Below are 12990 nucleotides of genomic sequence, written 5' to 3' on the forward strand. Positions count from 1 at the left end.
CCGAATGGACTAGCTCACCTGGTACTCGTCGAAATCGACGTATTCCTGGCGAGCCGCCTCAAGCAATTCCCGCCAGTTGCGGACGTCGGGCCGACGGCGCAGCAGCGCACGCCGCTCCCGCTCCGTCATTCCACCCCACACGCCGAATTCGATCTTGTTGTCGAGCGCCTCGCTGAGGCACTCGGTACGGACCGGGCAGCCGAAGCAGACCATTCGCGCCTTGCGCTGCTCGGCTCCGCGGACGAACAATTGGTCCGGATTCTGGTCACGGCAAGCGGCGTTGACCCGCCAGTCCCCCTGCTCGAACATAGAGTTCCCCCAGCTCCTCACTGGATCGTCGGCGACCGTATTTCGTCCGGAGCCCCCCGGCACCGGATGCTGCGGCGTACGCTTCCCCGCAGCAGTGCTGTCGCTGGACGTAGACGGACTGTAGAGCCCCTCGGTTCCACAACCAACCAAGGGTTGTCGCTCCGTTATCTTTCGAACTCATCACATCGGGCGGATTTTGCCCGTGACACTCCGTCACGAACCGGTTCCGATTTAGGCTGGCGAAGTGCGTGTCCGGGACGGCCTGTTGAAGCTTTTCGGTCTGTGTGTGCTGGCTGGCGTACTGGTCGCCGGATTGTTGTTCCCGGCAACGGGATCACTCGGCGTGGTCTCCAACCGCGCCAGCGATGCGGTGAACAGCATCTCGGCGGACCTGATGACCAAGGAACCCCCGCTTGTGACGACCGTCACAGATCGGGACGGCAGGCCGATCGCGTACCTGTTCGACCAGAACCGGACGCCGGCCGCTCCGGACCAGATCGCCGACACCATGAAGGCCGCCATCGTGGCCATCGAGGACCGGCGGTTCTTCGACCACCAGGGCGTCGACTGGGCGGGCACGGTGCGCGCCGCGGTGACCAACCAGGTGTCCGGCGAGATCGCCCAGGGCGGTTCCACCCTCACCCAGCAGTACGTGAAGAACTACCTGGTGCACGTGGTCGCCGGCGGTGACCCGGTCAAGCAGCACAAGGCCATCGAGCAGACCCCGGCCCGCAAGCTGCGCGAGATCCGGATCGCCCTGCAGCTGGAGAAGCAGCTGTCCAAGGAGGAGATCCTCACCCGCTACCTCAACGTGGTGCCCTACGGGAACCAGGCCTACGGCATCGCGGCCGCCTCCCGCACCTACTTCAACACCACGCCGGACCGGCTGACCATCGCGCAGGCGGCGCTGCTGGCGGGCATGGTCAACAGCCCCAGCGCGCTGAACCCGGAGAACAACCCCGCCGAGGCGCTGGGCCGCCGCAACCTGGTGATCAAGGCGATGGAGGACCAGCAGCGGATCACCCCGGAGGCCGCCGAGGAAGCGCGCAACTCGCCGCTCGACCTGGCCCGGCCGCTGCAGGGCATCCCCAACGGCTGCATCGGCGCCGGGCCGTCCGACGGCTTCTTCTGCAAGTACGTCATCGACTACCTGGAACGCGCCGGGTTCACCGAGGAGCAGCTCAAGACCGGCGGCTACACGATCCGCACCACGCTGGACAAGCGGGCCACCGACGCCGCCAAGGCCGCTGCCGAGAAGGGCGTGCCGAAGACGACCAAGGGAATCGCCAACGTCATGAGCGTGGTGGAACCCGGCAAGGAGAAGCACCGGGTGCGGGCGCTGGTGGCCAACCGGGACTTCGGCCTCGACGCCTCGCAGGGGCAGACCGCCTACGCGCTGCCCAGCGGCGTGATCAAGTTCGGCGCCGGGTCGATCTACAAGGTGTTCACCGCGGCCGCCGCGCTGGAGAAGGGGATGGGCATCTACAACACCATCCAGTCCCCCGGCTCCTACACCTCGTCGGTCTACAAGAACGGCACCGCGCCCTACACGGTGGGCAACGCCGACGGCGTGCGGCCGGGCCCCCGGACCCTGCAGATGGCCTTGGCCACCTCGCCGAACACCGCGTTCGTCGCGCTGCAGGAGCGCGCCGGGCTGGAGCAGACGGTGGACATGGCCGTGCGGCTCGGGATGCGGCAGACGCTGCAGAACTACACCGCGGCCGGTGATCCGGTGGCCGCCAGCGGCTCGAAGGTCTCGCAGGCCGAGCACGTCAAGGAGCACAACATCGGCGCGTTCACCCTCGGGTACGCGCCGACCAGCCCGCTGGAGCTCAGCAACGTCGCCGCCACGATCATGAGCGGCGGCACGTGGTGCCCGCCGACGCCGATCGAGCAGATCCTGGACCGCAACGGCAACCCGGTGTCGATCACCGAGGACCCGTGCGAGCAGGCCGTCGACGAAGGTCTCGCGAACGCGATGGCGGTCGGCATGAGCAAGGACGACCAGCAGGGCGGCACCGCGGCCGCGGCGGCGCGGGCGGCGGGCTGGACCCGTCCGCTGGCGGCCAAGACCGGGACCACCGAGGCGCACCAGTCGGCAGGCTTCCTCGGCGCCACGCCGCAGTTCGCCGGCGCGGTGCTGACCTTCAGCGACGGCACCTCGCCGCAGGGCATCTGCGACAGCGATCCGCCGCGGCTCTGCGGGGTCAACGGCGGCAACATCTACGGCGGCAAGGTGCCTGCGCGGACCTTCTTCGACGCGATGACCGTCATCCACGAGGGCGCACCGGTCGGGCAGCTGCCGCCGACGACCAAGCGGTACGAGACCGGCGGCGACGAGTTCCAGGTGCCCAACGTGGTCGGCCTTACCTCGCAGCGGGCCGGCGAGGAGCTGGAGAAGGCGGGCTACAAGGCCCAGGAGCGCTCGGTGAACAGCCCGCGCAAGCGGGGCACGGTGGTCAGCCAGACGCCGCGCGGCTTCGCGCTGCCGGGCGAGACCGTGACGATCTCGGTGAGCACCGGCTACGTCCCGCCGCCCTCGCCGGAGCGGCCACCGCCCGAGCCGTCGCGGCCGCCGGAGCGACCACCCGAACGGCCGCCGGAGCACCCGGCTCCGCCCGGCATCCCGCCGGACATCTTCCCACCGTGACCGACCGGTGCGGGCGCTTCCGATCCGGAGGCGCCCGCACTGCTGTTTTGGCTGGTCAACGCCCGTGAGCGCTTTGTGGTGCTATAGCCCCCTGAAGTACTCACGGCAGTTGACCAGCGGAAACGGAGCGCCAGGGCGGAGCCGGGGACGGCGGTGCGGTGCGGGTTCCTAGACTCGGTGACGTGACGAACACGCAGGTGAGCACCAGGCGCGCGCGATCCCGGTACCGGCTGTTGGAGGTGCGGGCCGCGGAGCGGATCACCCCGCGGATGGTGCGGGTCGTGCTCGGCGGCGAGGAGCTCGCCGACTTCGTCAGCAACGGCAGCGACCAGCGGATCAAGCTGTGCCTGCCGCAGCCCGGCCAGCCGATGCCGCTGGGCCGCACCCGCGCCGAGGTCTTCGCGCTGCCCCGCGAGCAGCAGCCCCGGCAGCGCACCTACACCGTCCGCCGGTTCGACCTGCAGCGGAAGGAGCTGGCGATCGACTTCGTGGTGCACGACCACGACGGCCCGGGCAGCAGCTGGGCGGCGCAGGCGGCGCCGGGCGACCAGATCGTGACGGTCGGCCCGAGCCCCGCGTACCAACCGCAGGCCGACGCGGCCCCGCTGGTGCTGGTCGGGGACGAAACGGCGCTGCCAGCGATGTCGGCGATCCTGGAGGAGCTGCCCGCCGAGGCGGAGGTCCAGGTCTTCGCCGAGGTCGCCGACAGCGCCGAGGAGCAGCGGATCGACTCGGCGGCCCGGGTCGAGTGGCACTGGCTGCACCGCAACGGCACCCCGGCGGAGGACAGCACGCTGCTCGTCGACGCGGTGCGCGCCGCGGACCTCGGCCCGAACCCGCACGTGTGGATCGGCGCGGAAGCCGAGGTCGTGCACGAACTCCGCGAGCACTGCCAGCGAGAACTCGGTCTGGAACGCCGCCGCCTCTACGCCCTCGCCTACTGGCGCCGCAACGCCGCAGCCGACTGATCCCGCGATTTCAATGGAAATCGGACGTCTGATCTCCATTGAAATCGCGCAGCCGGAGGTCAGCCGGCGAGCTGGGCCTTGACCAGGGCTGCGACCTTGCCGCCTTCGGCGCGGCCCGCGGCCTTGGCGTTGGCCGCCTTCATGACCTGGCCCATCTGCTTCATGCCCGGGCGCTCGCCGAGCTCCGCCTCGACCTCGCCGATGGCCTCGGCGACCAGCTGCGCCAGCTCGTCGTCGCCCAGCGGCTTCGGCAGGTAGCGGCGCAGGATCTCCGCCTCGCGCTCCTCCGCACCGGCCTGCTCCGCGCGCCCGGCACCGCGGAACGCCTCGGCTGCCTCGTCGCGCTTCTTGGCCTCCTTGCTCACCACGCGCAGCACCTCCTCGTCGGAGAGCTCGCGCGCCTGCTTGCCGGCCACCTCCTCCTTGCCGACCGCGGCCAGCGTCATCCGCAGCACGCCGGTGACGACGGTGTCGCGTTCCTTCATCGCGGCGGAGAGGTCCGCCCGCAGCTTGTCCTTGAGCTCGGCCATGTGTTGATTATCGCGCTGAGCGCACACGCGGTCCGCCGCGGGCACGCGTGTCGTCGTAGGGTTGGTGAGGTGAACAAGTTCGGGCGATTTCTGCTCAGCGCGAGCGCTCTCGGCGCCGCGACGGTCACCTACTCGGCCGCGATCGAACGGCGGCACTGGACGCTGCGGCAGGTCTCGCTGCCGGTGCTCGACGAGGGCACCGCCCCGCTGCGGGTGCTGCACATCTCCGACCTGCACATGACGCCGAACCAGCGGTCCAAGCAGCGGTGGGTGTCCGAGCTGGTGGACCTCGACCCGGACCTGGTGGTCAACACCGGTGACAACCTCGCGCACCCGCAGGCGGTGCCCGCGGCGCTGCGCGCGATGGGGCCGCTGCTGGACCGGCCCGGCGTGTTCGTCTTCGGCAGCAACGACTACTTCGGGCCGACGGCGAAGAACCCGGCCCGCTACCTGCTGCCCTCGGCGAAGACCAAGCGCATCCACGGCGAGCCGCTGCCGTGGCGGGACCTGCGCGCGGCGATGGCCGAGCGCGGCTGGCTGGACGCCACGCACCGGCGCCACGAGATCGAGGTCGCCGGCGTCCGCATCCACATCGCCGGCCTGGACGACCCGCACCTGCACGCCGACCGCTACGACCTGATCTCCGGCCCGCTGCCCGAAGGCGTGCAGCTGCGCCTCGGCGTGACGCACTCCCCCGAGCCCCGCGTGCTGGACAGCTTCGCCGAGGACGGCTACGACCTCGTGCTGGCCGGGCACACCCACGGCGGTCAGCTGCGGCTGCCGGGCTACGGCGCGCTGGTGACCAACTGCGACCTCGACCGGGCCCGGGCCCGCGGCGCGTCCACCTGGGGCGAGCGGATGCACCTGCACGTCTCGGCCGGGCTGGGCACCTCGCCGTACGCCCCGGTGCGCTTCGCGTGTCCGCCGGAGGCGACCTTGCTGACCCTGCTGCCCCGCTCCGAAACATCGGCGCTGAGCAGCGAAAACAGCGCTAAGAGGACCCCCTTCGGAACCGGCGAGAGCGTCCGGTAAGCTATCTTCAGCGGTTGGGGCGAGCACCCGAGATGCTCCTCCGCTGAAAGATCGGGGTGTGGCGCAGCTTGGGAGCGCGCTTCGTTCGGGTCGAAGAGGTCGTGGGTTCAAATCCCGCCACCCCGACAGGTGAAAGGGCCTGGTCAGGACTTCGCAAGAGGTTCCGACCAGGCCCTTTCGCTCACCGGAGGCATTCCGCACGGATCAGGACGCCGCCGCCGATCAGGAGCAGGACGACCCCTGCGCCCGCTGACCACCAGCAGGAAATCCTCGACACCAACAGTCGTTCGAACCGGCTGCGCGGTGCCGCGATCGATCTCTCGGCGATCTCCTCCACTACAGGCTGATGGGCCCGTGCTCGTCGACGGTTTCGGCGAAGGCGCGGATGAGGTCGGTTTCGGCGGCGGTGCGCCAGACGAGGGCCCAGCGGGTGAGCGGCGCGTCGTGGAAGGGGATGAAGGCGATGTCGGTCCGCTGGAGGCGACGCGCGCTCGCGTGCACGGGTGAGATCGCCTCGCCGGTGGCGAGGATCGGGATCATCTGCTCGAAAGTCGTGGCGTGCGGCCCGATAGGGATGGGTTCGCCGCTGGGAGTCGTGGCGGGAATGATCGCTTCGCGCCAGTAGGCGGGGCGGACACCGCCGATGACGGTCCTCCCGGCGAGATCTTCGACGGAGACGGACTGTCGGCGGGCCAGCGGATGTTCGGCCGACGTCGCCAGCACGACCGGCTCGGTGCACAGGAGCGGACCCACGGTGAGGTCGGGTTCGCGCACCGGGAGCCACAGCATCGCGACGTCGATCTCTCCGGTGCGCAGTGGGCCGAAGGGATCTCCGAACCCGGTGTAGCGGACCTGCACGTCGCATCCGGGCCGGTGCTCGCCGAACGCGTCGAAGACCGACCCGAGATCCGGGATGGTCCAGCTCATCGTGCCGAACCGGAGCACGTCGGTCCTGCCCCGAGCGGCACGCTTGGCGCGGGCCAGGCTCTGGTGGAGGTCGCGGTGGACGACCCGCAGGTCGTCGATCAGCTCCTCGCCCAGCGGCGTCAGCGCGACCACGCGGTTGGTCCGCTCGAAAAGCGCGGCGCCGATGGCGCGTTCCTGGGCCTTGACGATCTGGCTGACCCGGGCCTGGGTCAGGTGCAGGCGCTCGGCCGTGCGGCCGAAGTGCAGCTCTTCCGCCAGGGCCAGCAGAACTTCGATGTCGCGCAGCTCCACGGCCGCCCCTCCGTCGCCATAAACCTTGCTTATCGCACGTTATTCGATCGGCCGTTGTCCCGGGCCAGGTCGGTGAACAGGATCGACGCAATCCACACCGATACCGGGAGAAGCAGCCCCATGCCAGAGATCACGCCGTTCAAGATCGACATCCCGCAGGGCGCCTTGGACGACCTGCGGGATCGGCTTCGCCGCACCCGCTGGACCACCGAGCTCCCGGCCGATCAGGTCGCGGCCCTGCCCGCGGGCGGTCCGGTTCCGCCGGGCTGGCAGTACGGCGTCCCGCTGTCCTACGTGCGCGACCTGGTCGAACGCTGGCGCGATTCCTACGACTGGCGCGCGTGGGAGGACCGGCTGAACGCGCACCCGCACTTCACCACCGAGATCGACGGGCAGAACATCCACTTCGTGCACGTCCGCTCGGCCGCCCCGGACGCGACGCCGCTGATCCTCACCCACGGCTGGCCGAACACGCACGTGGAGTACCTCGACCTGATCGAGCCGCTGTCGAACCGGTTCCACCTGGTCATCCCCGACCTGCCCGGCTTCGGTTTCTCCGGCCCCACCACCGGGACCGGCTGGGACGCCCGCCGCACCGCGCGGGCCTGGGCTGAGCTGATGCGCCGGCTCGGCTACGAGCGGTACGGCGCCCACGGCAACGATGCGGGCGCGATCGTCTCCCCGCTGCTCGGCCAGGTCGATCCCGACCACGTCATCGGCGTGCACGTCAACCAGATCTTCTCCTTCCCCTCCGGCGACCCCGCCGAGCTGGCAGCCCTGTCCGCCGAGGAGCGGGAGTACCTGGAGTTCGTGCAGACCTTCACCGAGCACGCCATCCACGACCGCGCCCAGCAGGCGCAGCCGCAGACGCTCGCGCACGCGCTGGCCGATTCGCCCGCCGGTCAGCTCGCCTGGATCGGGCAGCTGCTCGGCTCCGTCGACCCCGAGGTGGTGCTGACCAACGCCACGATCTACTGGCTCACCAACACCGCAGCCTCCTCGGCCCGGTTCTACTTCGAGAACCACCGCGCCGAGCGGAATCCGGAACCCACCACCGCGCCGATCGGGCTGGCCGGGTTCGCCTGGGACATGAAGTCGATCCGCACGCTGGCCGAACGCGACCACGCCAACATCGCGTCCTGGTCGCAGTTCGACCGCGGCAGCCACTGGGCCGCCCACGACGCCCCCAACCTGCTCGCCGCCGACATCGCGCAGTTCTTCGCCGCGCTCGCGGGCAAGCCCGCGTAGGCCCCCGCCCCGGAGGGCCCTGGCTGACTTCCGGCCAAGGCCCTTCTCCAGGCGCGTTCGGTCAGGAAGGTTCGGGCTGCTGCTCGGATGGCCGGTGGGTTGAACCGGTGGCATCTCTCTCCGACCCTTGCCAGCCATATCGGTACATCATGTACCGTTATGGCTATGACTACGACACCCACCGAATGGCCGTCCGGGCTCGACGTCGCACAGGTCCGGGTGGCCCGGCCCACCGACCGGCTCGCCGAAGTCGAGCAGTTCTACACCGAGGTCATCGGACTGCCGGTGATCTACCGGTTCGAGAACCACGCCGGTTACGACGGCGTGATGCTCGGCCTGCCCGGCACGGGCTACCACCTGGAGTTCACCTCGCACGCCGACGGCAGCCCGTGTCCGGCGCCGACCGCGGACAACCTGCTGGTCCTGTACTTCCACGGCGACGCCCGGATGTACGACGTGGTCGAGCGACTGGCCGAGTCCGGGCACGAACCGGTCCCGGCGGAGAACCCGTACTGGGCCGGTGTCGGCGCCCTGACCTTCGAAGACCCGGACGGCTGGCGGGTCGTCCTGGCGCCCAAACCGGTCTTCTAGAGTCCGGCGCATGGCCCGCACCAGAGAAGCCCGGATCGACGACGCCGTCCTGACCGCCGCGGTCGATCTGCTCAGCGACGTCGGCTACCGGCAGCTGACCATGGGCGCGGTGGCCGCCAGGGCAGGTGTCCACCGGCCCGCGGTGTACCGCCGGTGGCCGTCCAAACCCCACTTGGTCGTCGACGCGGTAGCGAGCCAGATGGGCCTGACCCCCACACCCGACACCGGAGACCTGCGCAGCGACCTCGTCACCGGCATGTCGACGCTGGTGCGCGCGCTGTCGGGAACACCGCTGGGCCATGCGCTGCCCGGGCTGATCGCCGACCTCGCCTCGGACGCCGACCTGGCCACCGAGTTCCGCCGCCGCGTCTTCGACGCGCGCCGCGAAACGACCGCCAACACCTTGCGCTCGGCGATCCAGCGGGGCGAGATCCAGCCCGACACCGACGTGGACTTCGTCCTCGACGCCCTGGCCGCACCCCTGTACTACAGCGTGCTGTTCGGGCACCGACCACTCACCGACCGCCTCGCCGAACAGGCCGTCGACCTCGCCCTGGCGGCCATCCGCGTGCGATGACACGCCCCGGCGCCGAGAAGAAGGATCTTGATCGGCCAGGGCCACCGTCTACGAGCACCCTCGGGGCGCGTGGCCGGCGCCACAGGCCGGTTGACACCCTCCCACGTATCGAGAAATATAGATATGACTTCGTGCGGCGGACCGGGAGGAGGGCCATGGACACCTTGGCGATGCTCAAGGCGCTGGCCAACCCGACCCGGTTGCAGATCCTGCAGTGGCTGAAGAACCCGGCGGAGCACTTCGACGAGACCCTCTACCTGGAGAGGGGCTTGGGATTCCACGTCGGGGTGTGCGTCGCTGACATCCAGGCGCGGGCCGGGCTCTCCCAGTCCGCGGTGTCGAGCTACCTGCAGACGCTGAAGGACTCCGGCCTGCTGGAGTCCGAGCGAGTCGGCAAGTGGACCTTCTACCGGCGCAACGAGCGCGCGGTCGAAGAGCTCGCCGAGTACGTCCGCGAAGAACTCTGACCCGGAGCTCGACCCAGGACCGCGTCCATCGCGCGTTTTCGCATCTACAAACCTCGATATTTAGGCAAATTCATGCGCACAACCTCGTCAGCCGTGCTGGCACTCGCCGTGGGCGTGTTCAGCATCATCACCACCGAACTGGGCATCGTCGGCGTGCTGCCGCAGGTCGCGGCCAGGCTGGACGTCAGCACGTCCACCGCCGGGCTGCTCGTGGGCTCCTTCGCCTTCGCCGTGGCCCTGTCCGGCCCCTTCTTGACCCTCGCGGCATCCCGCATCGACCGCCGGGTGGTGCTGGCGACGACCATGGGCGTCTTCGCCATCTCGAACGCCGTCTACGCGCTCAGCACGCAGTTCGAGCTGACGCTCGCCTTCCGGATCGTCCCGGCCCTCCTGCACCCGGTCTTCTTCTCCGTCGCGCTGGTGGCGGCGAGCCGGTTCGGGCGGGGGGCGGATGCGACCCGCGCGACCGCGCAGGTTTTCGCGGGCATCACCGCCGGTTTCGCCTTCGGGGTGCCGCTGACCTCCTACCTGGCGGACCACATCTCGCTGCCGGCGGCGTTCTGGTTCGGCGCGGCCGTCAACCTGCTCGGGCTCATCGGCATCCTGGTGTTCCTGCCCGCGATGCCACCCGGCGAACGGCTCTCCTACGGGCGGCAGGTCGCCGTGCTGCGCGATGGCCGGATCTGGCTGACGATCCTGTCGATCGTCCTCGTGTTCGCGGCGCAGTTCTCCGTCTACGGCTACTTCGCCGAGTACCTCGGCACCGTCACCGGCATGGACGGCACCTGGATCAGCGCGATGCTCCTGGTGTTCGGCATCACGATGATCTTCGGCAACTTCGCCTTCGCCGCGCTGCTGCGGCGCGGCGTCGCCCGCACCGTGCCGCTCTTCCTGCTGCTGTCCGTCGTCGGCTACGCGCTGGTCTTCGCCTTCGGCGCGCAGTTCGCGCCGATGATCGCGGTCGTCGTGCTCTGGGCGGCCGTGCACTCCGGCGGGCTGATCGTGAGCCAGAGCTGGCTGAGCCGGGACACCGCGGACGCACCGGAGTTCGGCAACAGCCTGTTCGTCTCCTTCTCCAACCTCGGGATCACGGTGGGCACGACCGTCGGCGGATGGGCGCTCGCCGCCCTGCCCACCCGCGCGCTCCCCTGGACCGGAATCGGCTTCGCCCTGGCCGCGCTCGCACTCGTGCTGCTGCGCCTGGCGCTGGACCGCCGGGCCAGTGCCAGGCCGACCGCGGTTGCCGCCCGCCAGTAGTGCGCCGGCCCGGGAGGGGCGACACCTCCTCCGTCATCCCTCCCGGGCCGGTGTGCGCTGCCGGTCGGGTTCGGGCGGTGCGCTCAGCGCGGCGAGCACGGCCTGGAGGGCGAGGGCCACCGGCCCGATCGGCGACAGATCGGCCCCGGCTCCGAACGCGATCGCACCGGCCCACGACACCGCGAGGGCCGCCACCAGCACGGCGAGGTAGCGGAGGAGGAACCGGCAGGCCGCCGAAGAGGTCCGCAACGACCACGCCATGGTCACCGCGACGGTGCCGAACAGCACGCAGCTGAACAGCCACATCGCGTACAGCGTGAGCTTGGGGCCTGCCGCGATGCCGCTCGCCAGCAGCTCGGCCGGCCAGGACATCAAGGTGCCTTCGACGATGTGGAAGATCGCGTTGAAGGCGGCGTTGATCAGCGCGATCCACAGCAGCACCAGCCGTCCGCGGCTGCGGTGGGCCCGAGCCGTCGGCCAGCCTGGGGATCGGGCCGGGCGGGCCAGCCAGGCCAGGACCGCCACGGCCGCCGGCAACGCCCACTCCGGGACCGAAAGCGGCCCGTGCGCCACCCAAAGCCCGGTCACCGCGTAGAGCACGGCTTGGGATCCGTTCAGCAGCGCGAGAATGCCGAGCGCTGGCCTGGCCACGGTCGCCGACCGGTTCCGCAGCAGCACGAAAGCGACGGGATAGGTCCAGAAGATCGCCGTCATGCCGTGCCACATCATCCGCAGCGCCTGCTGGGACTCGGCGGTGGCGTCGCTTGCCATCAGGGCATCGATGACCGGGGCGGCCTGCACGAATGCGTGCAGCACCGCGGCCACCGCCGCCAGGGCCGCGGCGGCCCATAGCGCCCACGTCCGCGGAAGGGGCGCCGCCTCGCTCGAATCCGTCTTCAGCGGGTTGTTCATGCCACCTCTCCGACCAGCAATGCGGAATCCTTAGTTCCGGAACCAATGGTTTCGATACTCATGGTCTCGTATGATGCACGCATGCCTACTCGGGATCAAGCTCGAAACCAGGGGGGTCGACCCCGGGACAGCCGCGTCGACGACGCCATCGCCTCCGCCGTTCTGGAGCTGCTGAGCGAGGTGGGATACGCGCGGCTCACGATCGCCGAGGTGGCCGCACGAGCCGGCGTGGGCAAGGCGGCGATCTACCGGCGCCACGCCACCAAACAAGAGATGATCTTCGACGTTCTCGTGCAGGGCCAGTTCCTGGCCGTGGCACCCGACAACGGATCGCTCCGCGCCGACCTGGCCGCCGTGCTGGCCGACATCGCGGACGACATGGCCGCTCCGCCACCGGGAACGCTTCCCGGTCTGCTGGCCGACATCCACGCCGACCCCGTGCTGCTCGACCGGTTCGACGAGAAGTACCTGGGAGCCCAGCGCCGGACGCTCGCGGAGATCCTGGACCGCGCGGCCGCACGCGGCGAGATCGCCACCCGGCCCGACCCGACGGCCCTCAACGCCCTGCTGGTCGGCCCCGTCTTCGCCTGGCTGTTCCTGCTGTCCGAATCCCCCGACCGGCTCCCCGCGCTCACCTCCGCGCTCCTCGACGCGGCACTCGCCCTCACCGGGTCTTCCACTGGACGCTCGGCCACGTGACGGCGGTTTCCCGCCAGCTTCCGCGCCGTCCGGGAACGACGATCGAGTCATGACATTCCGCGTGCTGCCCATCGAAACCGGCGTGCTGGAGGAGCTCCGCAAGTCCGACGACGCCGGGCGCGAACCCCAGATCCACATCGAGGAAGACGAATACGGCGAGCCGCTGCGGTGCTGCTTGCGGCGGAGCAAGCCGGGCGAGCGGCTCGCGCTGGTCTCCTACGCGCCGCTGCGGCGCTGGGCCCGGGACAACGACGCCGAACCCGGGCCGTACGAAGAGGTCGGGCCGGTCTTCATCCACGCCGAGGCCTGCGACGGGCCGGAGAACCCGGAGTGGCCGGAAGCGCTGCGCGGCAGCCGCCGGGTGCTCCGCGCCTACAACGGAAACGGCGAGATCCTCGGCGGCAGCCTGCTCGACGGGCGGACCGAGCTCTCCGAGCGCACCGCCGACGACCTGCTGCGGGACCCGGAGGTCGCGCTGGTGCACGTGCGGGCCGTCGAGTTCGGCTGCTTCCTGTTCGAAGTTCGGCGCTGA

At 70.2% G+C, this 12990-nt stretch carries 14 protein-coding genes and 1 tRNA gene; 11 read left to right on the top strand and 4 right to left on the bottom strand.

Going from position 1 to position 12990, the window contains the following annotated elements:
* Positions 1-9: 9 nt before the first annotated feature.
* Entirely contained in the window at positions 10-309 is a 300-nt protein-coding gene (locus OU416_RS17155; protein ID WP_093157998.1) for a WhiB family transcriptional regulator, read from the bottom strand.
* 244 nt (positions 310-553) lie between these two features.
* Between OU416_RS17155 and OU416_RS17160 the strand changes: the two genes are divergently transcribed.
* Both OU416_RS17160 and OU416_RS17165 read left to right on the top strand, forming a co-directional pair.
* Entirely contained in the window at positions 554-2959 is a 2406-nt protein-coding gene (locus OU416_RS17160; protein WP_270927986.1) for a transglycosylase domain-containing protein, read from the top strand.
* 182 nt (positions 2960-3141) lie between these two features.
* Complete coding sequence (locus OU416_RS17165; protein WP_270927987.1) at positions 3142-3927, top strand: siderophore-interacting protein; 786 nt, start codon at positions 3142-3144, stop codon at positions 3925-3927.
* A gap of 59 nt (positions 3928-3986) precedes the next feature.
* Here OU416_RS17165 and OU416_RS17170 read toward each other — a convergent pair whose 3' ends face one another.
* Positions 3987-4457: a GatB/YqeY domain-containing protein gene (locus OU416_RS17170; protein WP_270927988.1), complete on the bottom strand. Its 471-nt coding sequence runs from the start codon at positions 4455-4457 to the stop codon at positions 3987-3989.
* Between the two features lie 69 nt (positions 4458-4526).
* Here OU416_RS17170 and OU416_RS17175 point away from each other — a divergent pair, with 69 nt between their 5' ends.
* On the top strand, positions 4527-5489 hold the full coding sequence (locus OU416_RS17175; RefSeq protein ID WP_270927989.1) for a metallophosphoesterase: 963 nt from the start codon (positions 4527-4529) through the stop codon (positions 5487-5489).
* A 52-nt stretch (positions 5490-5541) separates the two neighbouring features.
* A tRNA-Pro gene (locus OU416_RS17180) sits at positions 5542-5615 on the top strand.
* Between the two features lie 210 nt (positions 5616-5825).
* Here the strand turns inward: OU416_RS17180 and OU416_RS17185 are convergent.
* On the bottom strand, positions 5826-6707 hold the full coding sequence (locus tag OU416_RS17185; protein WP_270927990.1) for a LysR family transcriptional regulator: 882 nt from the start codon (positions 6705-6707) through the stop codon (positions 5826-5828).
* A gap of 120 nt (positions 6708-6827) precedes the next feature.
* Between OU416_RS17185 and OU416_RS17190 the strand changes: the two genes are divergently transcribed.
* The 5 genes from OU416_RS17190 (at position 6828) to OU416_RS17210 (ending at position 10847) form a co-directional block, all read left to right on the top strand.
* A complete protein-coding gene (locus tag OU416_RS17190; protein WP_270927991.1) occupies positions 6828-7955 on the top strand; it encodes an epoxide hydrolase family protein in 1128 nt (375 codons plus the stop codon).
* A gap of 165 nt (positions 7956-8120) precedes the next feature.
* Positions 8121-8546, top strand: coding sequence for a VOC family protein (locus OU416_RS17195; protein WP_270927992.1), 426 nt, complete (start codon positions 8121-8123; stop codon positions 8544-8546).
* Between the two features lie 10 nt (positions 8547-8556).
* Positions 8557-9123, top strand: coding sequence for a TetR/AcrR family transcriptional regulator (locus OU416_RS17200; RefSeq protein ID WP_270927993.1), 567 nt, complete (start codon positions 8557-8559; stop codon positions 9121-9123).
* Between the two features lie 155 nt (positions 9124-9278).
* Positions 9279-9590 carry an ArsR/SmtB family transcription factor gene (locus OU416_RS17205; RefSeq protein ID WP_270927994.1) on the top strand — a complete coding sequence of 104 codons (312 nt, stop codon included), beginning with the start codon at positions 9279-9281 and terminating at the stop codon, positions 9588-9590.
* A 72-nt stretch (positions 9591-9662) separates the two neighbouring features.
* Complete coding sequence (locus OU416_RS17210) at positions 9663-10847, top strand: MFS transporter (RefSeq protein ID WP_270927995.1); 1185 nt, start codon at positions 9663-9665, stop codon at positions 10845-10847.
* A 33-nt stretch (positions 10848-10880) separates the two neighbouring features.
* Here OU416_RS17210 and OU416_RS17215 read toward each other — a convergent pair whose 3' ends face one another.
* Positions 10881-11759 carry a hypothetical protein gene (locus OU416_RS17215; RefSeq protein ID WP_270927996.1) on the bottom strand — a complete coding sequence of 293 codons (879 nt, stop codon included), beginning with the start codon at positions 11757-11759 and terminating at the stop codon, positions 10881-10883.
* An 81-nt stretch (positions 11760-11840) separates the two neighbouring features.
* Here OU416_RS17215 and OU416_RS17220 point away from each other — a divergent pair, with 81 nt between their 5' ends.
* Positions 11841-12458, top strand: coding sequence for a TetR/AcrR family transcriptional regulator (locus OU416_RS17220; RefSeq protein ID WP_270927997.1), 618 nt, complete (start codon positions 11841-11843; stop codon positions 12456-12458).
* A 49-nt stretch (positions 12459-12507) separates the two neighbouring features.
* Positions 12508-12990 (top strand): DUF1203 domain-containing protein, encoded by a 483-nt coding sequence (locus OU416_RS17225; RefSeq protein ID WP_270927998.1) that lies wholly within the window; start codon positions 12508-12510, stop codon positions 12988-12990.

This window comes from Saccharopolyspora indica (assembly GCF_027853965.1).
In the GTDB taxonomy this organism is placed as follows: domain Bacteria; phylum Actinomycetota; class Actinomycetes; order Mycobacteriales; family Pseudonocardiaceae; genus Saccharopolyspora; species Saccharopolyspora indica.

Coding starts and splice junctions, on each gene's coding strand:
- OU416_RS17155 (WP_093157998.1), bottom strand. CDS start 309: ATGTTCGAGCAGGGGGACTGGCGGGTCAACGCCGCTTGCCGTGACCAG.
- OU416_RS17170 (WP_270927988.1), bottom strand. CDS start 4,457: ATGGCCGAGCTCAAGGACAAGCTGCGGGCGGACCTCTCCGCCGCGATG.
- OU416_RS17190 (WP_270927991.1), top strand. CDS start 6,828: ATGCCAGAGATCACGCCGTTCAAGATCGACATCCCGCAGGGCGCCTTG.
- OU416_RS17195 (WP_270927992.1), top strand. CDS start 8,121: ATGACTACGACACCCACCGAATGGCCGTCCGGGCTCGACGTCGCACAG.
- OU416_RS17200 (WP_270927993.1), top strand. CDS start 8,557: ATGGCCCGCACCAGAGAAGCCCGGATCGACGACGCCGTCCTGACCGCC.
- OU416_RS17205 (WP_270927994.1), top strand. CDS start 9,279: ATGGACACCTTGGCGATGCTCAAGGCGCTGGCCAACCCGACCCGGTTG.
- OU416_RS17210 (WP_270927995.1), top strand. CDS start 9,663: ATGCGCACAACCTCGTCAGCCGTGCTGGCACTCGCCGTGGGCGTGTTC.
- OU416_RS17215 (WP_270927996.1), bottom strand. CDS start 11,759: ATGAACAACCCGCTGAAGACGGATTCGAGCGAGGCGGCGCCCCTTCCG.
- OU416_RS17220 (WP_270927997.1), top strand. CDS start 11,841: ATGCCTACTCGGGATCAAGCTCGAAACCAGGGGGGTCGACCCCGGGAC.
- OU416_RS17225 (WP_270927998.1), top strand. CDS start 12,508: ATGACATTCCGCGTGCTGCCCATCGAAACCGGCGTGCTGGAGGAGCTC.